Below are 20,624 nucleotides of genomic sequence, written 5' to 3' on the forward strand. Positions count from 1 at the left end.
ATTCGGCCGGGCCTTTATGCCCTTTCCGGACGCCGGAGATTTGCCTACGCTGTGGCCTATGACTGACAACTCGAACATACCTGTGCCGGAAATCCTCGATGCGGAAGAGTGCTGGACGCTCCTCGGCCAAACCGGGGTGGGGCGGCTGGCCGTCATTACCGATGGCCACCCCGATGTCTTTCCCGTCAATTACAAGGTGGACGGCCAATCGCTGGTTTTCCGCACCGGCCCCGGCACCAAGCAGCAGGCCATCCAGTCGGACGCCACCGTGGCGCTGGAGGCAGACGCGGTGAGCGCGCAGTTCGGCCTTGCATGGAGCGTCGTGGTCAAGGGCAAGGCTGCTGAGACAGTGCCGACAGGCCCTGACCTGGATGACATCCGGCGTGCCCTGTTTCCGTGGCAGGGCGTGGGGCAGGAGCACTTCATCCGCATCACGCCGGAGTCAGTGACGGGTAGGCGCTTCACGATGAGCGCCCCACTTCTGTGGCAGACCCCGCTGGACGACGCAACCCGCGCCGGCTTCGAGTAGGCGGTCCGGGGCAGGAGTACCGGGAAAGAGATGCCGTGCGCGCTTGGTGGGTGAACGAGCCCGGTCCCATATCCACCCGCCCGCTGGTACAGGGGCACCGTGCCACTCCCAGGCCGGCGGCCGGCGAAATCCTGGTGGAAGTAACCGTCTGCGGCGTCTGCCGCACTGACCTCCACCTCGCTGAAGGAGACTTGCCGCCGCGGCACCCGCACGTAGTGCCCGGGCACGAGGCAGTCGGCGTCGTCATTGAAACAGGGGCGGACTGCTCCCGCTTCAGGACCGGCGACAGGGTTGGCGTGGCATGGCTGGGAGGTGTCTGCGGCAGCTGCGACTACTGCCGCCGCGGCGACGAGAATCTTTGCGTGTCACCGGTCTTTACCGGCTGGGACAGGGATGGCGGCTATGCCGAGCAATTGACCGTCGCGGAGGACTTTGCCTACCCCGTGCCTCCCGTCTTCACCGATGAACAGGCCGCGCCGTTGCTGTGTTCGGGGATCATCGGATACCGGGCCCTTAAGCGCGCCGCCCTGCCCGCTGGTGGACGCCTGGGCATCTACGGCTTTGGCAGCTCTGCGCACATCACCGCCCAGCTCGCGCTCAAACAGGGGGCCTCCGTGTTCGTGATGACGCGTTCTGAAGATGCCAGGGCGCTCGCACTGGAGTTGGGAGCCTCGTATGCAGGCGATGCTTACGATGATCCGCCGGTACCGCTCGATTCCGCCATTCTGTTTGCACCTGTGGGCGGTCTGGTCCCGGTCGCGCTGCGTGCCCTGGACCGCGGCGGAACCTTGGCCATCGCCGGGATCCACCTCAGCGGCATCCCTGGCCTGGATTACGGCAGGGAGCTCTTCTTCGAACGCCAGGTGCGCAGCGTGACAGCCAATACCCGTGCTGACGGGCGTGACTTCCTGGCCCTCGCAGCCAGGCTCTCCCTGGCCCTCACCACCACCGCCTACCCGTTCGAGGCCGCCGACCAGGCCCTGGAAGACCTTGCAGCGGACAGGATTACGGGATCGGCCGTCCTGCGGGTCCGTCCGGAACACTAAGCCCTGCCTCACCCGAACAGGACGGCGGCCTCCTGGTAGCGCGCCTCCGGCACCACTTTCAGTGCCCCCAGCGCTTCCTCCAGGCCAACGTTCACGATGTCGGTGCCACGGAGCGACACCATGGTGCCCCACCTGCCTGCTGCCGCAGCCTCGACAGCGGCCAGGCCCAGCCTGGTGGCAAGGACACGGTCGAAGGCTGTGGGTTCGCCGCCCCGCTGGATGTGGCCCAGGACGGTGGCGCGGGTTTCGATGCCGGTCCTTATTTGCAGTTCTCCTTCAAGCAGGAGTCCGACGCCTCCCAGGCGCGGCCGTCCGAAGGTATCCAGTCCGCGGGGAGCGTAAGGGGCTGGGTGGCCCACGGGTGCGAAGGCCTCGGCCACCACCACAAGGGGGGCCCTCCCGCGGTCACGGGCTGAAACCACCCACGAACAAACCTGGTCCAGGGACACCGGATGTTCAGGTATCAGGATGGCGTGCGCGCCCGATGCCATCCCCGAATGCAGTGCTATCCAGCCCGCGTTGCGGCCCATGACTTCGGCCACCATGCACCGGTGATGCGATTCGCCAGTGGTCCGCAGCCGGTCAATGGCCTCGGTGGCAGTCTGGACCGCAGTATCAAAGCCAAAGGTGTAGTCCGTCGCGCCCAGGTCATTGTCGATCGTCTTGGGCACTCCCACCACGTTGATGCCCTGTGCACACAGTTCCCGGGCAGCCGCCAGCGTTCCCTCTCCCCCAATCGCAATCAGGCCATCCAGTTCGTTGCGCCGGACGCAGGCACGGACGCCCTCAATTCCCTTCCCAACCAGCGGATTGGTCCGGGACGTGCCCAGGATGGTTCCGCCCAGGCGCGAGATCCCACGGACACTCGTCCGGGGCAAGGGGACAACGTCCTGCTCCAGCACACCCCGCCACCCGTCCAGGAACCCCAGGAAACCGTAGCCATGCGAAACGTCCCCGCCCAGCACGGCTCCCCGGATGACCGCGTTCACCCCCGGGCAGTCACCGCCACTGGTGAGGATCCCCAACCGTTTCACGGAACCACCACCCCCCGGGCCCGGGCCGGCAGCGGGAAATGCCGGGTCTGGCCGGGAGGAAGGACCTCGTCAATGCCATGCACCTGCACCTTGATGGGGCCCGCGTCACCCGGGGCAGAGGCGATGCTCATGTCCCCGTCCTTGAGATGCACGCGGAGGAGGTGCCCCCGGTAGAGGACCTCAAAGGCAACGGCACGGAGCCCTGTGGGGAGGTTGGGAGCGAACAGGATGGTGTCGCCGCTGAACCGCAGCCCCGCAAAGCTGCGCTGCACCACGTCGATGGTTCCTGCCATCGCGCCCAGATGGATGCCGGCGCGCGTGGTGCCGTGCTGGGTATCGTCAAGATCGGCGTCGAGCGCTTCCCGGAAGCTGTCCCACGCCCGGTCCGCGTCCAGGCCCGCCAGGACGGATGCGTGGGCAACCCGGCTCAACGTGGATCCGTGCGCGGTCCTGGCCAGGTAATACTCGATGGTCCTGTTGAGCTGGTCCTGCGTGAATGCATACTGCAGCCGCTGAAGGATGGTGGCCAGCCCTTCGTGCCCCAACAGGTACGGGAGCATCAGGACGTCGGCCTGCTTTGCCAGCTTGTAGCAGTTGGTTGTGTCGTCCTCGGCTTCCAGGATCAGGTCCAGCCGCTCAATGTCTCCGTACCTGTCCCGGTAATGCTCCCAATCAAGTTCCTTCAACTGCCCGTAGCCCTCGAACTGGCTGATGACACCGTCATCGTGAAAGGGGACGTACATCGCCGTTCCCATGTGCGCCCACCCGGCGGCTTCCTCCTCGGTGACACCAAGGCGCTCCATGAGCCCGGCACGCTCACTGCCGTGGAGGTAAGCCATGATTTCCCCTGCCTGGAAGCAGACCCACGCCGCCATGACGTTGGTGTACGCGTTGTCGTCCAGGCCCGGTTTGTCGCGGCCGGGGTAGCCCGTGTGGTACTCATCCGGTCCCACCACGGAACGCAGATGGTACCGGCCGTCGTCCTGGTTGTAGTCCGCCAGCGAGTGGAAGAACCGGGCAACCTCAATCACCAGTTCAGCGCCCTTCTGAAGGAGCCAGATCTTGTTCCCGGTGGTTTGGAAGTACTGCCAGGCATTGAAGGCGACGGCCAGTCCGGAGTGGGCCTGCAGATGCGAGTGGTCTTTGACCCACCTGCCGGACCTGTCGTTGTACAACCATTTTGGTGTCTCCTCGGTTCCGTCGCTGGCGCTTTGCCACGGAAACTTGGCCCCTGCCCGGCCCTCCACGGCTGCGGCATGCCGGGCAGCGGGAAGCCTCCGCCACCGGTAATCGATCACGGACCTGGCAACCTCGGGCGTCCTGGACGTGAGTACCGGCAGGACAAACAACTCATCCCAAAAAACGTGGCCGCGGTAGCCCTCGCCGTGGAGTCCACGCGCGGTGACCCCGGCATCCAGTTCCGCCGTATGGTGCGTCAATGTCTGCAGCAGATGGAAGATATGCAGGTTCAGGACCAGGCGCACCTGGACAGGGGCGTCGATCTCCACCTGGAACGGCCGCAGCTCGCGCCTCCAGGCCTCCTCGTGGGCCGCCAGCAGCGAGTCGAAGTCCCCTCCCGTACGTTCCAGCACCGCACGGGCACCCGTTTCCGCAGAGGAGATGGCACGGTCACGGGACGTCACTACTGCCACCGTCTTGGTAATCCGCACCGCGGAGCCGGCGTCAAGAGACAGCAGGAGAGTTTCGAAGTGGAAGGCCCCCCTCCTGCCCTCCTCAATTGCCACCGCTTTCGGAGATACGTGTGTCCGATAGGCTGCGGCGATGCGGATGAGGCTCTGGGTGGTTTCCACCTCGACGACGGAGGCAGCGTCCGGGGGCCGCTCCGCGTTGGAGCGGCGGGAGGCTGTCCTGTCAGCCAGGTGGAGGTCGGAGCCTCGGGCATGTTCGGGCAGGTTCCCGTTGCGGACGCCGGCGTTGACCCCGCTGCGGACTTCCACCTCACCGCTCCAGCCCAGCGCGGTGACCACCGTCTCCAGGACTAACAGATGGGGCTCGGCCATGGAGGCGAAACGGGTCTGCACCACCTCCAGCCGGCGGCGGTCGGTGCTCTCCAGCAGCAGCCGCCGCTCGAGCACCGCCCTTTTGAGGTCCAGGACCCTGCGCTCGCGGACCGGTGTCATTCCGCCTTCCGACCACCACGGCTGGCCGGCCAGGCGCAGATCGAGCGGAAGGCAGTCGGGCGCGTTAACCATGTGTTCTTCCAGCAGTGTCTCGCCGGCCGCCTGCACCTGGACGCGGTTGTAAATGCCCGCAAGGTACATGCCCGCGTAGCTGAAGCTGCCGCCTTCGGGTGCCGCCCCCCGGACGCCCATGTAGCCATTGCCCAGGGTGGTCAGGGCTTCCCGGTGCCCCTCGTGTGCGGCTTCGAAACCTTCGTAGACCAAATGCCATGCGTTGCCGATGACCTGGCCCAGGTCCAGCTCCCCCACGTCATTGAGGACCGTTCCGGCGCCCGCGGCCTCGAGCTGCCTGCGGTTGCCGGTCCGGTCGATTCCCACCACGAGGCCAAAGCCGCCCCGCCGGCCGGCCTCAACGCCGGCAGCGGAGTCCTCAATCACCACGGCATGTGACGGAGTGACGCCGAGCCGCGCTGCGGCCTCAAGAAAGATGTCCGGTGCCGGCTTTCCGCGCAGGCCCAGTCGTGCCGCCGTCGTTCCGTCCATCACCTCCCTGAAGAGGTCCTGGATGCCCGCCGCTTCAAGGACCGCCCCGGCGTTCCGGCTTGACGTAACCACGGCAGTTGGCACTCCCGCGCCTGCAAGCCTTTGAAGCAGCTCCAGCGTCCCGGGGTAGCTTTGGACGCCGTCAGCGCGCAGGCGCTGCAGGAACAGCTCGTTCTTCCACCTGCCCAGGCCGAATCCAGTCCACGCCCCGGCATCATCGGACTCCTCTCCCTTTTCGATCTGCACTCCCCTGGCCGCGAGAAAGCGCACCACCCCTTCCTCACGGGGCATCCCGTCGATGAAAGTGAGGTAATCGGCCCTGCTGAGCGGGGCTCGGTTGGTACCCGGCGGAACCCTGGAGTCCTGCAGGATCCGGTCGAAGGCGTCCTTCCACGCGGCCTGGTGCACCAATGCTGTGTTGGTGACCACCCCGTCCAGGTCGAAAATGACGGCGTCAAAGGGTGGCTTGGCCGCAGCAGCGGTGGGAGACGCGATCATAGGTCAGTGCTACCAGCAAGGGGGCATTCGGGACAGGGCCATTGGGCCCGCCGTCTCTCGGCTGCGGGCTGTACAAAGGGAAACGCGGGCTGTGCCAGGCTTCGCTGGGCTGTCACTTCCTAGGCCGTATCAGCAGGAGCCGTATGCCCCACATGGTTCCACCAGGTCAGCGGCGACGTAATGGTAAAGCGCCTGCCGGTCACCGAGGTGGGAACGATCCGGACATAGTGGTCCTTTTCACCGGCCTGCCAGGGAAACAAAGTGAGCGCTGCGCCTGCCAGGAGTTCCTCCGACGCCTCCAGGATGAGGGCCTTGCCTTTGACCAGCACGCTCCAGGCTTTTGCATCATCGTGGCCGTCGGCTTCCAGCGCGACGGCGAGCGGTCCGCCCGCGGCGCGGAGTTTAGTCCCTTCGCCGGTGCGGAATACCAGCGATTCATGGTCGACCTTGTAATTGACCGGGAAGACCTCCGGATACCCGTTCACGAGCACGGCGAGGTGGCCCACGGACACGCCGCGCAGGAGGTCCCAGCACGTTGGGGCGTCCAGGACTTCAGTGGGCGGCTGCGCCGGGTCGTTGTGCATACAGCCGAAGGTACTGGCCGTCCGGGCGGCACCACTAGGGCATTTTGGCCCGGGCTCATGCAAGGCAAAGAAAAACACCCCGGTCCGAGGACCGGGGTGTCAAACAGTGGGCCGGACATCCTCAGAGGATGTCCGGACCGCCAGGGTGGAGATGGGGGGAATTGAACCCCCGTCCGATGTCGTGTTGTCAGGGCTTCTCCGGGCGCAGTTTGCGTCGGATTTTCTCGGCCCCAGCCATGCTGCAAACAGCTGGCTGATCCGGGCCCAGTCACCTAAAAGTCCCGTTTACTCCGGTGACGGAAGCAAACAGCAGTGGCTATCTAAATGACGCCAGGATCCGGGGCGATAGCATCCCCGGGCTGACGGACTGTCTTACTGCTTAGGCAGCGAGAGCGAAGTCAGTGCGCTTAGAATTGGCACTTATTGTTTTGCAGAAAGCGTTTGCGAGATAATTCTGCATCCTCGGCCCGCTTCACCTGTCGCGACTAACACCGTCGAAACCGATCATCCCCGTATTTTGTTACCAAACCGGCTGGCAAGCCTGCCGGACTATCCATACTAACGCATGCCCTGCCGAAATAATTCCTACCGCCGCCGGTTGCGCTCGCGCATTTCGCGCTGTGCCTCGCGGTTGTCCTGCTGTTCCCGCAGCGTCTGCCGTTTGTCGTACTCACGCTTACCGCGGGCCACGCCGATTTCGACCTTTGCCCGCCCGTCCACGAAGTACAACTGGAGCGGGACGATGGTGTAACCGGACTCCCGCACTTTGTGGGAGATCTTGATGAGTTCCTCGCGGTGCAGCAGCAGCTTGCGGCGGCGGCGTGCTGCATGGTTGGTCCAGCTGCCCTGGTTGTACTCGGGAATGTGGATGGCTTCCATCCACAGTTCGTCGTTATAGAACGTGCAAAATCCGTCCACCATGGAGGCGTGGCCCTCGCGCAGGGACTTCACTTCGGTGCCCATCAGCGCGATGCCGGCCTCATAAGTGTCCAGCACGTGATAGTCGTGCCGGGCCTTGCGGTTGGTGGCCACCACCTTACGGCCACTTTCTTTAGGCACGGGAAAACTCCTCGGGTTCAAGTCGGGTGCCTCCGGGCCTGCGGCACGGAGCTATACAAGTCTACGGCAGCAGCGTTTTCCCCTACAGCAATCCCATGGGATCGACAGCCCTGCCATTGAGCCAGGTTTCGAAGTGGGCGTGGCAACCAGTGGAGTTGCCGGTACTGCCGGAGTAGGCAATGAGCTGGCCCTGCGCGACCCTCTGGCCGTTTGAGACCACGATGCTGGAGTTGTGGTAGTAAATGGTGGTCAGGGTGTTGCCCTGCATCACGCCGTGATCGATCTTGACACGCCAGCCGCCGCCGTCGGCAGAGTTCCACCCCGAGCTGAAGACCTCCCCGGCAGCCGCCGCATACACAGGGGTGCCACAGGCGGCACCGAAGTCGATTCCGGTATGCATGTAGCCGCCGGTGCCGTAGAAGTCGATCGTTCCCGGCGGCGTAGAGCGATATCCGAAGCCGGAGGTGATGGGGATGCTGCCGTCGAAGGGGTGGCGGAGGCCAAAGGCCGACGGCGAACCGGCCGCGGGCGGTTCGTACGGCTGGACGGGTGGGGCGGGGCGGTTCGCTGCCGCGGCCGCTGCGGCAGCAGCCGCCGCCGCAGCCGCAGCCTGCCTGCGTTGTTCCGCTTCCCACGCCTCACGGGCCCTGCGGTCACGTTCAGCAATTTCGTTGGCCACCTGGTTCTGGTTGGCCTGGACGCCCGCGAGCTGCGCCTGGATCCCGGGCTTCGCTGCCTGGAGCTCAGCGTCGAGGCGGCTGGTATCGGCAATCAGCTGGTCAACCTGGGCCTTCTTGGCCGCGGCTTCGTCGCGGGCGGCCTTCTCCCGCTCCAGGGCGGCGTCGGCCTTTGCCTTGAGGTCCTTGATCTCCGCTTCCACGGCCTGAAGGCGTGCTTCGGAGTTGACGTTGGTGGCGTTCTGCTGGTTCAGCTTGTCCATGGCCGCGTTCTGGCTGCGCATGGCCTGATCCGCAAGGTCCATGGTTTCGGTCAGGCTGCTGCCGCTGTTGGAGCCGAAAAAGAGCGACAGGTTGGAGGGAACGCCGCCGGATTTGTAGGCCTGGGTGGCGATCTGCCCGATCAGCTTCTTGGTGTCCGCAATCTTTTGCTTGTCCGTTTCCAGCTGCTGGGTGATCTTGGCTTTGTTTTGCTGGGCCATGTCCACGCGGGCCGACAGGGCTTCGACTTCCTTGACCGCGCCGGCCACCCTCCCCTGGGCCTCAAGCAACGCCTGCTGGGCGCCAGGCAACTGGCCCTGGTAGATCACCAGGTCGCCGGCGGCTTTTGCGATCCGGGAATCGACAAACTCAAGGGACGCCTGGACACGGGCGGCTTCTGCCTCGAGCGCGGCTTTGCGGTCTTCGAGGTCGTCCGCGAACGCCACGGGGGTGGCAACGGCCATGCCCGCGGAAAGGATGACGGCGAGCACTCCGCTGACGATGCCCAAACGGCGGGCAGCGGACCGCCCTCGGCTGCGCGCGGGGCGGGGCAAGGTTTCATCAGTTACGTTCATGGGCATTCCTTGGTCGGTGTGCACAGCCTAAACGCGCAAATATCTACGTAAGGTCAAGAGAGACGAAATTCCTGCCAAGGATCCGCCAAGGATCAGCAGCGCCGGCGCGAGGATCAACGTCTGGCCGGACGAGATGAAGGCCGTATCCGGGTATTGGCGGGACATGTAATCGCCCAGGAAGAACTGCGCTACTGCCCACAGGGTGCCCGAGGCCAAAGCTGCGCCAATGACCGCCGCTATGACGCCTTCCAGGATGAACGGCAGCTGGATGACGGTTTTGGACGCACCCACCAGCCGCATGATTCCGGTTTCCCGCCGCCTGCTGAAGGCGGAGAGCCTGATGGTGGTGGCGATGAGCAGAATCGCGCAGACGATCATGACACCCGCGATGCCCACGGCCACCAGGGAGGCTCCGTTCATTACCGAGAAGAGGCGTTCGAGCAGCTGGCGCTGGTCAATTACCGTTTCCACCCCCGGCTGGGAGGAGAACGTCTCGCTGATGATCTGGTACTTCTGCGGGTCCTTCATGTTGATCCGGAACGATGCCGGCAACTGGTCCGGAGTCACGGAATCAACGATCGGCGAGTTGGAGAACTGGTCCTTGAAGTGCTTGTAAGCCTCATCCTTGGACTCGAACTGGAAGTCGTTGATGTACTGCGCCACCGCTGGGGATTCCAGGAGCGCATTCAGGCCCTGCTGCTGCTCAGGGGTGGCGGGACCGGACGCGCAACCCGGCGCGGTAGAACCCTCACCGCACAGGAAGATGGCCACCTGCACCTTGTCGTACCAGTAGCCCTTCATCTGGTTGATCTGCATCTGCAGCATGCCTGCGGCGCCCACGAACGTGAGCGAGACGAAGGTGACCAGGATGACAGAAACCACCATGGAAAGGTTGCGGCGCAGGCCGCTGCCGATTTCAGAAAGGATGAACGCGAGCCTCACCGCTGGGCCTCCCCTTCGGCACCCGTGCCCGGGAGGCCGCCGTCGAACGTTTCCCTGCCGCTGGCGTCCTTCAGGCGCCTGGACTGGCCGACGACGGGAATCATCGAGGTGTACAGGGCCCTGGCTTCATCGCGGATCACTACGCCGTTCTTGAGTTCCACCACGCGCTTGCGCATCTCGTTGACGATGTCGTCGTCGTGGGTGGCCATCACCACGGTGGTTCCGTTCTGGTTGATCTTGTCCAGCACGCCCATAATTCCCATGGAGGTGGTGGGGTCGAGGTTTCCCGTGGGTTCGTCTGCGAGGAGGATGCCGGGCCGGTTGACCACGGCGCGGGCGATGGCAACGCGCTGCTGCTCGCCGCCGGACAACTCGTGCGGCATACGGTGTTCCTTACCTTCGAGCCCCACCGTTTTGAGGACCTCGGGAACGGTGTCCCGGATGACACTGCGGCTCTTGCCGATGACCTGCATGGCGAATGCAACATTTGCGAACACGTTCTTCTGCGGCAGGAGGCGGAAGTCCTGGAAGACGACGCCGATGCCGCGGCGAAGGCGCGGAACGCGCCAGCTGGAAATCTTCGCGACGTTCTGGCCGGCGACGTACACAGCGCCTGAGGTGGCGCGGTCTTCCTTCAACACCAGCCGGAGGAACGTTGACTTGCCGGAGCCCGATGCTCCGACGAGGAAGGCGAATTCCCCGCGGTCGATCTCAAGGTTGATGGAGTCCAGCGCCGGCCGGGCTTTCTGGTCGTACACCTTGGTGACATTTTCGAATCGGATCATGGCCCTAAGTACCCTGCAGGGCATGGCTGATCCGTCTGATGCAGCCCAGTTCTGCAGCCGGTGCACGGGTTTTCGTTTGGGGAAAGTAGGGCCCCGGCCCCTCGACTATACGCAGGATGGCCCGTGTATGGGCGGGCTTTCGGTGGCGTGTCGCCGGATCAGCAGGCAGCCCGCCGGGTGGACTGCCTACTTTTCAGCGTTGCGGTTGTCGGTACGCCAGCGGATGCCGGCGTCGATGAAGTCGTCGATCTCGCCGTCGAACACTGCAGACGTGTTGCCCACCTCGTGTTCGGTGCGCAGGTCCTTCACCATCTGGTATGGGTTCAGGACATACGAGCGCATCTGGTCGCCCCAGGAGGCTTTGACGTCGCCGGCCAGCGCCTTCTTTTCCGCATCCTCCTGTTCCTTCTTCAGCAGCAGAAGCCGGGACTGCAGCACGCGCATGGCGGCCGCGCGGTTCTGCAGCTGGGATTTCTCGTTCTGCATGGAAACCACGGTGCCGGTAGGGATGTGGGTGAGGCGGACCGCGGAGTCCGTGGTGTTCACCGACTGGCCGCCCGGACCGGATGAACGGAATACGTCCACCCTGATTTCGTTGTCCGGGATCTCGATGGAGTCTGTCTGCTCGATCAGCGGGATGACTTCAACGGCCGCGAATGACGTCTGGCGGCGGCCCTGGTTATCGAAGGGGCTGATCCTGACAAGACGGTGGGTTCCGGCTTCAACGCTCAAGGTGCCGAACGCGTAGGGAGCTTTTACCTCGAAGGTGGCCGATTTCAGGCCGGCTTCCTCCGCATACGAGGTGTCCATGACCGTGGTGGGATATCCGTGCCGCTCAGCCCAGCGCAGGTACATACGCATCAGCATTTCCGCGAAGTCCGCCGCGTCCACGCCGCCCGCGCCGGCCCGGATGGAAACCACAGCTTCGCGTTCGTCGTACTCGCCGGACAGCAGCGTGACCACTTCAAGGTCCTTCAGGGCTTTCTTGATGGACTCAAGTTCCGCAGCGGCCTCCCCCATCGAGGCGGCGTCGTCCTCGTCCTGCCCGAGCTCCACCAGGACCTCGAGGTCATCAATCCGGGCGGCCAGGTTGGTGAGGCGCTCCAGCTCGGACTGGCGGTGGGAGAGCCGGGAGGTGATTTTCTGCGCGGCCGCGGGATCGTCCCAAAGGTTCGGTTCCCCCGCCCGCTCGCTGAGTTCGGCGATGTCTTCCTTGAGTGCCTCGACGTCGGAGACGCGTTCGATGGACTCGTAGGTGGCGCGAAGCGCCCGGATTTCAGCGGAAAAATCAATATTGGCCATGGTGGTTTAAGCCTACGCTATCGGTGCATACGGGCCGGCTTGGCCCTTAGCTATGGTTTATCGGGTCAGCCGCGAGCGTGCAGTGGACGTCGCCTCGATGGGGATCCCGTCGGGAATGAGGAAGTTGACCACAGGCGGGTGCACTGCTGCCGTGAGGACAACGACGGCGGTGGAACCGTCCGGCGTACCCGTTGCCCCAGCGACGGCAAGACTCGAGAAGCGCTGCGAAGCGGGGCTCCTCGCAACGAAGTCGGCAGCCACGTTTCGGACGCGGGCCGGGTTGAGGAACGCCGAGGGGCTGCCGCTTTGTGCTGAAACTTCGCCCAACGTGTAACTGTCGGCAGCAGCGAGCGATGCCCCATCCGCCAGGGACAGCAGGCGTTTATGCTCCAAATAGACGGCCGATATCCCGATGACCACGGTCGCCACCAGGAGCGCCAGAACCACGTAGCCGACGATCATGACCATCAACTGGCCGCTCTCGTCCGGTTTCCTGCGCTTCACCGGTACCGCCCCACCAGCTGGGTGGAGGACGCTTCAACTTCTGTGGCGGACAACCCTTCAGCAAACGGGATGAACGGCAGCGGCACGCTCAGGTTCACGGTCACCGTCACTGTGCTGCCCGCGGCCTGGCAGTCAGCGGGGTTGCAGGTGGTGGTCATGCTGGCCCGGTCCGCCTGGTGCCCGAAGTCGGAGAGGGCAAGCGCCACCGCCTTCTCCGCAGCGGCCTCGGCGGTGGACGCATCGGGCTGGGCCACGTAGACCTTCGCTGCCTGGTCCGCGGCACCAACGACGGCAAAGGAGCCTCCCTGGATCTGCCCGACCGTGATGACAAAGTACACCAGCGGGACCATCAGCAGGAGTGCGAGAAGCGTGAATTCGACCACCGCGCTTCCCTGCTCGTGGTTCAGGACCGGCCGCTGGCGCCGCTGGTCCTCCCGGTGCTGCCGGTGCTCCCAGCGGGCAGGTGCGGAGCCCTGGAATGTATCTGTCGGGCCGGCGTCTCCGCGCCACTCCCGGCAGAGTGCTTCTGCCAGGCGGGTCCGGAAGCCTAACCGTACCTGTGAGCGCAGCACCGGTTTGGGGCGGGACATTGTCTGGGACCTGAACGAGGCAGGGCCCGGATCAGGGCTGAACAGCAGCATGCCCTTTCACCTCCAGCATGTCCCGCGGCCCGATCAGGCCGATGACGGGCATTGGGGACCGGACAGTCACTTCCAGGGTGCGCAGCCCCCGGACGTTTACTTCCTGCGTACTGACCTGTTCAGCAAAGCCCTCATTCAGTGCCATGCCAATGAGGCTGCGGGTCCGTTCTTCTGCGTCCGAGGCGTTGCGGTCGGCGAGCGTTCCGTACCGGGCGCCCGACGCGGCAGCATCGATGAGCGTGTTCCGGACGTGCAAAACCAGGGTCAACTGGATTATCGCCAGGAAGAACATCGTCAGCAGGCCACCAACCAGGACGAAGTCCACCACGGCCGAGCCCTGCTCACCCGCCCGGGACAGCTCAGGCCGCACCCCGGGCACCGGAGCGGACCTCCCCATGGTTCAGTTCCCCACCTTGTCCATTGCCTGGTTGAACATGGCCTCCAAGGCGGGGCCCGCGAGCGCCAGCAGGGCTGCAACCAGGACCGCGGACATCAGGGTAATCATCACCCAACCCGGGACGTCACCGCGCTCAGCGTCGTCGCTTGCCCCTGCCGGAAATACGCGGCTGTTGTTCCGGGTGCCGTCGCGTTGCGCGCCCTGAAGGCGGCGCGGCCGTACAGCACGCCTCATCTGAAGCTGCAGCAAAGCCGCAAGGCCAAGAAGCAGCATCACGCAGCGGTTTCCCATGGTTTTCATCTTGGGTCCTATTCCTGTTTCGTTGAGGGGACATGCAGTTGTTAGTGAAGTGCGGGCTGGATTTCCTCTTCATCAGAAGCCCAGGTTGATTGCCGCGAGGCCGGGGAAAACCGCAAACACGACGGTCAGGGGAAGCACTCCGAATACCAGCGGGACCATCATGGCGATCTCCTTTTTCCCTGCTGCTTCCATGAGGTCGCGCTTGGCTGAATCGCGTACGTCCTGTGCCTGGGCGCGGAGCACGTCCGCGAGGGGTGTCCCTCTTTCCACCGCAACGATGATCCCGTCGACGAACCTGACCAGCGGTGCAAGGTCCGTGCGTGCGGAGAACTCCTGCAAGGCCAGGACCAGAGGCTTACCCGCCCGTGTCTCCGCGAGGATTTTCGAGAATTCCTTGGACAGTTCACCTTTGGCACTTCTGCAGACCCGGTCCAGGGCACCTGTTGCGCTCTCCCCGGCGCCCACTGCCAGGGCCATCAGTTCGGCAAGGCTGGGAAACTCTGCCATCATCCGGGTTTCCCGCCGGCGGACCTGGGCGCCAAGCCAGTAGTCCCGCAGCACAAAGCCAGCTGCAGCGCTGCCAATGATCACCGCGGCCGCGAGGAAAGGGCTGAACCGCCCAGCCGCGGCACTAATGAGGATGGCGGTCAGCGAGAGAACGAAGCCTGCCGCCGCCCACAGCAACTGCTCCGCACGGAAATCGATGGGTGACTTGTTGATCCCCGCCTGCGCCAGCCGCCTCCCTGTGGCGCCCGGTGAGGGATTGAGCTTTCCCAAGGCAGAGAGCCAGTCCCGGAAGAAAGGACGGAGGATCCGCTCAAGGGGGCCGAACGGTGTCAGGTTCTGCTCGCCGGCACGGAGGAGCCGCGACTCCAGGTTCTGGGACTTCAGTTGGGGTTCAATCCGGTCCGACAGTGTTAAGGGGCGCATGGGAGGAGACCGGAAGATCACAAGCCACAGTCCGAAGCCGAGGCCCATTCCGCAAAGCACAGCTGCAGGGGAAACGATCATCGTCACCGGAGCACCCTTTCATCCTGCGGCAGGGCCCCGATCTTCAACATGGCCGTGTAGCAAACCAAAGAGACCACCAAGCCGCCGACCAGAACGGCGGCGCCCATGGGCGTGTTGTAGGCCTGGATTGCTTCCGGCCTGGTGGCGAGCAGGATCATGACGATCCACGGCGCAGCAACAGCAAGCCGGGCGGCATTGATGGTCCAGGACTGCCGCGCCTCGAGCTCGCTGCGGGTCCGGGCGTTTTCCCGAAGGAATTCTGCCAGTGTGCCCAGGAGCTTCCCCAGGTCGGAGCCGCCGACTTCCCTCGTCAGCCGGAGTGCCTCGATTATGCGGTCAGCCACGGGGTCGGCCAGTCGCTGTTTCAGCTTGTTCAGGGAGCCGTCGAACTGGCCACCGGCGCGGTAGTCGGCGCCGAACTCGCGAAAGATGGGCCGCAGTTCCTCGGGCCCCTTATCTCCAAGCTGGATGAGAGCCTCAGGCAGGGGCAGTCCCGCCCGGATCGCAGAACGGAGGTGATCGACGACATCAGGCCAAAGTTGGCGGAGCATCGCCGTCCTCTTCTTGGCCCGCCACCGCAGGATGGTAATCGGCAGCCACGCACCGAAAAGGCCGAAGCAGCCGGCAATGGGCCAGGAACGGCTAACGGCGTAGAAGACCAGCGCCACGAAGATCCCCAATCCAAGGCAGGTTCCCAACAGGGCGCGCGCCGAGACTTTGTCGACCCCCGCGGCTGCCAGCAGGTCAGCCAGGCGGCCAGGCTTGCGTTCCAGGTTCCCCCGGTTTGGCGTTTCCCAGCAGGACCACCAGATGAGGAAGAGGCCCACCCCCGCCACCGTTCCCACCAGCGCGGAGGTCACCGCGGATCCAGCAGCGCTGCGACGTCGTACCCTGCCCGCGAAAATTTCTCCGCGGACGGCATGGCGTTGGCGCGGGGATGCAGGACCCCGCTCTCCAGCGCAAACACCAAAGACGATTCGATGATGCCGTTTTCCACGCGGCGGCCCAACGAAAGGATTTCGGTAACCTGCCGCCGTCCATCAGCGTGCCTGCTGCAGTGCACTACGAGGTTGATGCAGGATGCAACAGTGGGAACAACGAACGCACTGGAGATGTTCTCCCCCGCCAGCAGCGGAAGTGTGCATATCTTGGTAACTGCATCGTGGGCCGAGTTCGCGTGGACCGTACACATTCCCGGCAAGCCCGGAAATTGTTCACACGCTATCCACTCGCTCGCTGGGTTGGCTTACCCGTGCCACCCGTACTATGGCTTCTATGTCCGATCCCAACAGGCCCCCCTGCCTCTTTTGCAACCAAACCACCGCCGCCACATCAGACGAGCACGTCCTACCGCACAGTTGGAAAAAGAACTTCCCCTCAGGCGATGGAGGGCAAGTCCAAATAGGTAGGGATAGGGATGGGCGCGATCGGACACCAGTCGAGAAAAAGCAGGTTTCACCGTACGACCTCAGGGTCAAAAAGGTGTGCAAAGACTGCAATGGGGGCTGGATGCGTCCCATGGACGAGGCAATCAAAGACATGATCTTTGACCTGGCGTGGGGCAAATTGGATCATCTCACCAGCGAGCAGGTCGAGCAGCTGTCGACTTGGTGCACCAAGATAGCTCTCTTGCGAACCCACCTCGACCGCAGCCGGGAACAGGAAAGCCCTTTGGAGTTGACCCACCGCTTCAATGCTGAGCGCAAGGCGCTGGGGCCGAATACAGTTCAGGTTGCGCGGGTCCTTGACACGGACTCAGCACTGTCCGGCAACATAGCCCGGGAGCTACGGGGGCCAGACAATTCCTCAACGAATTCCGGCGAACGGCTTGACGCCGTTCACCTTGTCACATTCCAAATTGGGCAGTTCTTTTTTCAGGTCGGGCTTTCTACGTCGTCCGACTGGTCCAAGCGAGAAATGAAAAGCCTACTGGCCGCTGGCCGCCGGAACAGGACGGAGAGGGTGCACATCCTTCGCGCTGGCGAGGATGTTGCCTTCGGTGACGGTCTGACCCAGGCGGAGGTATTGGACGTCATCGAAACCTGCCGGATGGTCTCGCAGGTATCGGCGCATCGAGAGACTCAGCTTATGAGGAAAGCCATGGCAAGCGTGGCTCGTGGGACGCGTGCTGGACTGTAATTCCGAGCCACCCCACGCAGCTAAACTACAGGCTGGGATTGACCGCCGCACTAAGGGAGCATCGAGGGTGGAGAACCGCTGGAATTTCAAGGGCACTCGTTACGGCAGCGCAGCCGATCGTACCGATCAGCCGCTGGTCTACAACTGGTATCTCCAAAGTGACTGGATCTCGGACGACTACACACCCAGTGAGATTTCGGCGTCCCGCCTGCTCGACCTCTGGCGCAAGAAACTGGACGTCGACACCGTACCAATCCACTGGATAGTGGAATGCGTGGGCGAGAACGCACCTTTCACGGGCGAAGACGAGGACTTCTTGAGCTTCTATGGATGGCCAACTCATGCCCTCTCCGGAGAAGCGGTGAACTGGCTCGCCGTGCCAGTTCAGGACAAGGGGTGGAACGAAGAAGCCGCCGACAAGGGCGGCTTCATCCAGGAAGTGTTGAAGTGGAAGCCTTCTCCACTCCAGGCTACGGTTCACGTTCCCACTCTTTTGCGTGCTGCCGGCATAACAATCTGAGCACACCCTTGGCTGCTTAGCGCTGGCCACGCCAGCGGATGCCGTGGTCCCGGCTATGAAAGGCTGTCTGCCATTTACATTCTGACCCTTGAAGCCGAGGCAACATCAGCTCAGGCTCTTGCCACTCACGGTGTCAACGCTCTGGAGCACCTAAGTAATGCCGCTACCGATGCGGACCCGGTACTGGCTTGCTTGGCTTTGGCATCCGAGAAGATGCTCAAGATGACAATAGGGATGACCTTGGTGGCCATGGGTGAGCCATGGCCCGACCGCAGACGGATGCAGGACTACAGCCACGGCATTACCAAGATGAATCGGGAAGCCATGGCTCTGCTCATGCAGCGAGTTGAGGAGGCGACCCATCCCCCAGTAGTGCTTAACACGGCCCTCGCCTCTGTGGATGTCTCTTGGACAGAACCGCTCCTCGCAGCCTTGTCCGACTACGGTTCCGGCGGACGGTTCTACAACTTGGACACCCTCGCTGGAACTGACCATAAATACCCCTCCCCCTCCCAGATGTGGATGACCATGGAGGACGCGGTCATTGCCGCCCATCCTGAGGTTCTTGATTTCATCGCCAACAACCGGGGCAGTAACGCCGAAGCCCGAGGACCCCTGAACGCTAAGCTGGCGCACGCGTTCAGAAGCTGGTGGGCTGTCTACGCCACCGCCTGGAAACATGGGCTCGCGGGCGAGGAAGCCCGCGCTCTTGGTTGGACCATAGGACTGGGCCGGTAGCTGGGGGCCATTCCGCTTGCAGGCTCCATGCCCCTTGAGCACACGACACCGCGACCACGGGCCTCTTCGCTGAGGCTACGCGGCCCCCACATCTTCACCCCGAAACAGCAGTGGTATTGCCCTAACTCTTGCTGGTGCGAAATGAGGGTTTTGCTTTCCGCGTTCCTTTGATTCTGTGGCATCCGCGACTCCCGGTAGGATCTTTCCCGGTAGTTATATAGGACAGATCGAGGCTCGTAATGGCAAGACCGAAAGCAACGCAACAGCGGAGCTGTCTTCGTTGTCTGGTGACGCTTCCCAGACACGAAAAGCCACCCGCGCACTACGCCGAGGGCCTATGTGAGAAGCACTACCGCCAAGAACAGCGAAAGCTACCCAAGTGCAAAGCCGACGGATGCAGTGCCCGCCTGAAGGGCAATCAGTCCAGGCAGGGATACTGCCGCATGCATGAACCGCTCCTGCTCAAGGAGCCTATCCGGAGTGCCGAGGCGATCGACCGCACCCTGCAAAAGTTTGTTGCTGGCATCACTCCGACTCGCGACGGCCTTGATGGCCTGTTCGGGTGCTGGCCGTGGACGGGCCGCAGGAATAAGGTGGCATCCGGTTCGGATGGAAAAGTCCGTCCAGGCTACGGCTTGATCAGCATCGGCAACCATGACTGGTTGGCGCACCGCTTCTCCTATAACTACTTTGTAGGTGGCCACCGACCCAAACTCACGCTGGATCACATTTGCCAAAATTCCTTGTGCGTAAGGCCGGATCACCTTATGCCGATGACTCAACGCCGGAACAGCGAGCTTGAACACCACCGGGCGTCGGATGACCCCGACGCTGTTCTGCGGGACCTAGCAAAGATTCCCAACATGCAGCCGGGTGTGGTGCTGTGGGCCACGTTGAAAAGGCTTCCTGTTGGACGTGGTAAGCCCGGGGAAGAGCCCTTCCCTTATGGTCTGGACGGGGAGGCATTCGAGTATGATCTGGGACCTGCTTCGTTTCCCTCCGTCAAAGAACTATTCCGCCCCAGCGGATCGCTTCTCGCCGTCCGCACCTAAGGCAGCATGAACAGCCCGGTCACCGTCGCCGCAAAGCTCATGGCCACGCCCGTGATGCCGAGCAGTGGACCACGGGCCTTGTCCCATCCGCGCTGTGGGCTGAAGTAAGGGGTTCCGTCAGTATCTTCTAACACGCTTGGCCGCCCGGACCACAGAATTCCAATCACCGCAGCAGCCGAGCCAATGACGCCGAGGGCAAGTAATACGAGCTTCGTTGAAGTCATGGTTGTTATCATGCCAGCCATCCAAACTGCCCCCTTCCACGGGTCGAAAACTTCAGAACCCGTACGCAACAAGAGGTGCTAACACCACCGGGGGGCCGCGCAACCGCGCCGGGGGTTACCCCCCCTCCCCCCTTGGTAGTAGTGGACGCAGGTGGGTGTCAGCGGTAGATCGCAAGGATGTCGAGCATTAGTGCTGGACCGTGCAGGTACTGGTCCTCCTTGCCCGCTTCTGGAGCTTGCCGCTCCATCTTCCTACGCTGCTCACGGGAACCCGCCCCCATTCCGGGGAAGCTCATAAATGGCTTCCATGTCCCGGCAGACATCACCTTTGTCACCTTGCCCACAACACGAGCTGGTCCGTCCAGCTCGCCATGCAGGTATTGGTCGTTGATCTGGCCAGCGACCTTCCACTCCGAGGTTTCGTCGTCTCCTACTACCAGCACCTTGACATTCACGCCCTTGAGAAAGTTGGAAGTCGCTTCCAGCGTGTCCTCACTGGGGAGCGGTTCCTCAGTCTGCAACCCCAAGCTCTTGGCAGCGGGCAACAGGGTGCGCATCATGTCAATCGCTCCAACCATCTCGCCAGACGCCGACATCATGCGAACGAACTCTGGAACATAGACCTCGCATTCCCACGAGACCATTGCGCCCACGCCAATGTTCTTGAAGTCCAGATCCGGCTGGGTGACCTCCACCCAGGCGAGCGCTTCCGCATCCTGGTCAGCGGCTTTCAGCAGTCGGTCGAACTGCGCCTCTTGAGTGTCCGCGTACTTGCGCGTTTCCTCATTCTCATGGCCACGCTCCATAGAGGCATCGGCAAGCTTGACGTTGACACCACCCTTGCCGCCGCCACGCTTTACCAACCGGGTTGTGGCCTCCGTAGTGAGCCCACCCTCCAAAGCGGCGATGTACTGACTGAGAGCTTGTGTGTTGAGGTAGAGGAAGTTGCGCAACATGGGATCACTCTACATCGCCTGTCTCACAACCCATGGGATTTAAGACACTTCGGTTATGAGACACATCCGCCTACGGAAGTGCCAGCAATGTGTCTCGTTGGACTGTCTCGAAAGTTCCTGTTAAGTTCAAGGTAATCAAACACTGTTGTGAGACACATAGAGAGGA

The 20,624-nt window shown here is 63.2% G+C and carries 22 protein-coding genes, 1 other RNA gene and 1 pseudogene; 6 read left to right on the forward strand and 18 right to left on the reverse strand.

What is annotated here, in order from left to right:
* Positions 1 to 58 precede the first annotated feature (58 nt).
* A complete protein-coding gene (locus tag ACTAQI_RS08800; RefSeq protein WP_457950638.1) occupies positions 59 to 529 on the forward strand; it encodes a pyridoxamine 5'-phosphate oxidase family protein in 471 nt (156 codons plus the stop codon).
* 50 nt (positions 530 to 579) lie between these two features.
* Positions 580 to 1,575 carry a zinc-dependent alcohol dehydrogenase family protein gene (locus ACTAQI_RS08805; protein WP_457950639.1) on the forward strand — a complete coding sequence of 332 codons (996 nt, stop codon included), beginning with the start codon at positions 580 to 582 and terminating at the stop codon, positions 1,573 to 1,575.
* Positions 1,576 to 1,583: 8 nt separating this feature from the next.
* On the opposite strand, the gene ACTAQI_RS08810 is transcribed toward ACTAQI_RS08805, so the two are convergent.
* The 16 genes and pseudogenes from ACTAQI_RS08810 to ACTAQI_RS08885 form a co-directional block, all read right to left on the reverse strand.
* Complete coding sequence (locus tag ACTAQI_RS08810) at positions 1,584 to 2,609, reverse strand: ATP-dependent 6-phosphofructokinase (protein WP_457950640.1); 1,026 nt, start codon at positions 2,607 to 2,609, stop codon at positions 1,584 to 1,586.
* Complete coding sequence (locus tag ACTAQI_RS08815; protein ID WP_457950641.1) at positions 2,606 to 5,791, reverse strand: HAD-IA family hydrolase; 3,186 nt, start codon at positions 5,789 to 5,791, stop codon at positions 2,606 to 2,608. The genes ACTAQI_RS08810 and ACTAQI_RS08815 overlap by 4 nt, the downstream gene beginning before the upstream one ends.
* 119 nt (positions 5,792 to 5,910) lie before the next feature.
* The gene (locus tag ACTAQI_RS08820) at positions 5,911 to 6,375 is read right to left on the reverse strand and encodes a pyridoxamine 5'-phosphate oxidase family protein (protein WP_457950642.1); all 465 of its coding nucleotides are present in this window, start codon (positions 6,373 to 6,375) and stop codon (positions 5,911 to 5,913) included.
* 143 nt (positions 6,376 to 6,518) lie between these two features.
* Positions 6,519 to 6,887: a transfer-messenger RNA gene (gene ssrA, locus ACTAQI_RS08825) on the reverse strand.
* A 73-nt stretch (positions 6,888 to 6,960) separates the two neighbouring features.
* The gene (gene smpB, locus ACTAQI_RS08830; protein ID WP_050054575.1) at positions 6,961 to 7,434 is read right to left on the reverse strand and encodes an SsrA-binding protein SmpB; all 474 of its coding nucleotides are present in this window, start codon (positions 7,432 to 7,434) and stop codon (positions 6,961 to 6,963) included.
* Positions 7,435 to 7,516: 82 nt separating this feature from the next.
* A complete protein-coding gene (locus tag ACTAQI_RS08835) occupies positions 7,517 to 8,947 on the reverse strand; it encodes a peptidoglycan DD-metalloendopeptidase family protein (protein ID WP_457950643.1) in 1,431 nt (476 codons plus the stop codon).
* Between the two features lie 27 nt (positions 8,948 to 8,974).
* Complete coding sequence (gene ftsX / locus ACTAQI_RS08840; protein ID WP_457950644.1) at positions 8,975 to 9,889, reverse strand: permease-like cell division protein FtsX; 915 nt, start codon at positions 9,887 to 9,889, stop codon at positions 8,975 to 8,977.
* On the reverse strand, positions 9,886 to 10,674 hold the full coding sequence (gene ftsE / locus ACTAQI_RS08845; RefSeq protein WP_457950645.1) for a cell division ATP-binding protein FtsE: 789 nt from the start codon (positions 10,672 to 10,674) through the stop codon (positions 9,886 to 9,888). Before ftsE ends, ftsX begins: the two co-directional genes overlap by 4 nt.
* Before the next feature lie 186 nt (positions 10,675 to 10,860).
* Positions 10,861 to 11,976 (reverse strand): peptide chain release factor 2, encoded by a 1,116-nt coding sequence (prfB, locus tag ACTAQI_RS08850; RefSeq protein ID WP_457950646.1) that lies wholly within the window; start codon positions 11,974 to 11,976, stop codon positions 10,861 to 10,863.
* Between the two features lie 57 nt (positions 11,977 to 12,033).
* Complete coding sequence (locus tag ACTAQI_RS08855; RefSeq protein ID WP_457950647.1) at positions 12,034 to 12,480, reverse strand: pilus assembly protein TadG-related protein; 447 nt, start codon at positions 12,478 to 12,480, stop codon at positions 12,034 to 12,036.
* The gene (locus tag ACTAQI_RS08860) at positions 12,477 to 13,070 is read right to left on the reverse strand and encodes a hypothetical protein (RefSeq protein ID WP_457950648.1); all 594 of its coding nucleotides are present in this window, start codon (positions 13,068 to 13,070) and stop codon (positions 12,477 to 12,479) included. Before ACTAQI_RS08860 ends, ACTAQI_RS08855 begins: the two co-directional genes overlap by 4 nt.
* Before the next feature lie 31 nt (positions 13,071 to 13,101).
* A complete protein-coding gene (locus tag ACTAQI_RS08865; protein ID WP_457950649.1) occupies positions 13,102 to 13,518 on the reverse strand; it encodes a TadE family protein in 417 nt (138 codons plus the stop codon).
* Between the two features lie 3 nt (positions 13,519 to 13,521).
* Positions 13,522 to 13,818, reverse strand: coding sequence for a hypothetical protein (locus ACTAQI_RS08870; protein WP_457950650.1), 297 nt, complete (start codon positions 13,816 to 13,818; stop codon positions 13,522 to 13,524).
* A gap of 72 nt (positions 13,819 to 13,890) precedes the next feature.
* The gene (locus ACTAQI_RS08875; RefSeq protein WP_457951023.1) at positions 13,891 to 14,829 is read right to left on the reverse strand and encodes a type II secretion system F family protein; all 939 of its coding nucleotides are present in this window, start codon (positions 14,827 to 14,829) and stop codon (positions 13,891 to 13,893) included.
* Between the two features lie 2 nt (positions 14,830 to 14,831).
* Positions 14,832 to 15,689 (reverse strand): type II secretion system F family protein, encoded by an 858-nt coding sequence (locus ACTAQI_RS08880; RefSeq protein WP_457950651.1) that lies wholly within the window; start codon positions 15,687 to 15,689, stop codon positions 14,832 to 14,834.
* Positions 15,686 to 16,033 (reverse strand): annotated as a pseudogene (locus ACTAQI_RS08885) (CpaF family protein); the annotation flags it as partial. The gene ACTAQI_RS08880 and the pseudogene ACTAQI_RS08885, both read right to left, overlap by 4 nt.
* 314 nt (positions 16,034 to 16,347) lie before the next feature.
* Here ACTAQI_RS08885 and ACTAQI_RS08890 point away from each other — a divergent pair.
* The 4 genes from ACTAQI_RS08890 to ACTAQI_RS08905 all read left to right on the forward strand — a co-directional run bounded on the left by ACTAQI_RS08890 (position 16,348) and on the right by ACTAQI_RS08905 (position 19,278).
* A complete protein-coding gene (locus tag ACTAQI_RS08890; RefSeq protein WP_457950652.1) occupies positions 16,348 to 16,968 on the forward strand; it encodes a hypothetical protein in 621 nt (206 codons plus the stop codon).
* A 67-nt stretch (positions 16,969 to 17,035) separates the two neighbouring features.
* A complete protein-coding gene (locus tag ACTAQI_RS08895; protein WP_457950653.1) occupies positions 17,036 to 17,488 on the forward strand; it encodes a hypothetical protein in 453 nt (150 codons plus the stop codon).
* 222 nt (positions 17,489 to 17,710) lie between these two features.
* Positions 17,711 to 18,226 carry a hypothetical protein gene (locus ACTAQI_RS08900; protein WP_457950654.1) on the forward strand — a complete coding sequence of 172 codons (516 nt, stop codon included), beginning with the start codon at positions 17,711 to 17,713 and terminating at the stop codon, positions 18,224 to 18,226.
* Positions 18,227 to 18,669: 443 nt separating this feature from the next.
* Positions 18,670 to 19,278, forward strand: a complete 609-nt coding sequence (locus tag ACTAQI_RS08905) for an HNH endonuclease (RefSeq protein ID WP_457950655.1) — start codon at positions 18,670 to 18,672, stop codon at positions 19,276 to 19,278.
* On the opposite strand, the gene ACTAQI_RS08910 is transcribed toward ACTAQI_RS08905, so the two are convergent.
* Both ACTAQI_RS08910 and ACTAQI_RS08915 read right to left on the reverse strand, forming a co-directional pair.
* Positions 19,275 to 19,502: a hypothetical protein gene (locus tag ACTAQI_RS08910; RefSeq protein WP_457950656.1), complete on the reverse strand. Its 228-nt coding sequence runs from the start codon at positions 19,500 to 19,502 to the stop codon at positions 19,275 to 19,277. The two genes, ACTAQI_RS08905 and ACTAQI_RS08910, sit on opposite strands and share 4 nt — an antisense overlap.
* Before the next feature lie 158 nt (positions 19,503 to 19,660).
* Positions 19,661 to 20,458 carry a DUF6414 family protein gene (locus tag ACTAQI_RS08915; protein ID WP_457950657.1) on the reverse strand — a complete coding sequence of 266 codons (798 nt, stop codon included), beginning with the start codon at positions 20,456 to 20,458 and terminating at the stop codon, positions 19,661 to 19,663.
* Positions 20,459 to 20,624 lie beyond the last annotated feature (166 nt).

It is taken from the genome of Pseudarthrobacter sp. alpha12b (assembly GCF_054130495.1).

What these genes read in the sequence shown, in the direction of transcription:
- ACTAQI_RS08815 (WP_457950641.1), bottom strand. Translation starts at nt 5,791, where the DNA reads ATGATCGCGTCTCCCACCGCTGCTGCGGCCAAGCCACCCTTTGACGCC.
- ACTAQI_RS08875 (WP_457951023.1), bottom strand. Translation starts at nt 14,829, where the DNA reads ATGATCGTTTCCCCTGCAGCTGTGCTTTGCGGAATGGGCCTCGGCTTC.
- ACTAQI_RS08820 (WP_457950642.1), bottom strand. Translation starts at nt 6,375, where the DNA reads ATGCACAACGACCCGGCGCAGCCGCCCACTGAAGTCCTGGACGCCCCA.
- ftsE (WP_457950645.1), bottom strand. Translation starts at nt 10,674, where the DNA reads ATGATCCGATTCGAAAATGTCACCAAGGTGTACGACCAGAAAGCCCGG.
- ACTAQI_RS08800 (WP_457950638.1), top strand. Translation starts at nt 59, where the DNA reads ATGACTGACAACTCGAACATACCTGTGCCGGAAATCCTCGATGCGGAA.
- ACTAQI_RS08905 (WP_457950655.1), top strand. Translation starts at nt 18,670, where the DNA reads ATGCATGAACCGCTCCTGCTCAAGGAGCCTATCCGGAGTGCCGAGGCG.
- ACTAQI_RS08865 (WP_457950649.1), bottom strand. Translation starts at nt 13,518, where the DNA reads ATGGGGAGGTCCGCTCCGGTGCCCGGGGTGCGGCCTGAGCTGTCCCGG.
- ACTAQI_RS08910 (WP_457950656.1), bottom strand. Translation starts at nt 19,502, where the DNA reads ATGACTTCAACGAAGCTCGTATTACTTGCCCTCGGCGTCATTGGCTCG.
- ACTAQI_RS08835 (WP_457950643.1), bottom strand. Translation starts at nt 8,947, where the DNA reads ATGAACGTAACTGATGAAACCTTGCCCCGCCCCGCGCGCAGCCGAGGG.
- ACTAQI_RS08890 (WP_457950652.1), top strand. Translation starts at nt 16,348, where the DNA reads ATGGACGAGGCAATCAAAGACATGATCTTTGACCTGGCGTGGGGCAAA.
- prfB (WP_457950646.1), bottom strand. Translation starts at nt 11,976, where the DNA reads ATGGCCAATATTGATTTTTCCGCTGAAATCCGGGCGCTTCGCGCCACC.
- ACTAQI_RS08915 (WP_457950657.1), bottom strand. Translation starts at nt 20,458, where the DNA reads ATGTTGCGCAACTTCCTCTACCTCAACACACAAGCTCTCAGTCAGTAC.
- ACTAQI_RS08900 (WP_457950654.1), top strand. Translation starts at nt 17,711, where the DNA reads ATGACAATAGGGATGACCTTGGTGGCCATGGGTGAGCCATGGCCCGAC.
- ACTAQI_RS08870 (WP_457950650.1), bottom strand. Translation starts at nt 13,818, where the DNA reads ATGAAAACCATGGGAAACCGCTGCGTGATGCTGCTTCTTGGCCTTGCG.
- ACTAQI_RS08860 (WP_457950648.1), bottom strand. Translation starts at nt 13,070, where the DNA reads ATGTCCCGCCCCAAACCGGTGCTGCGCTCACAGGTACGGTTAGGCTTC.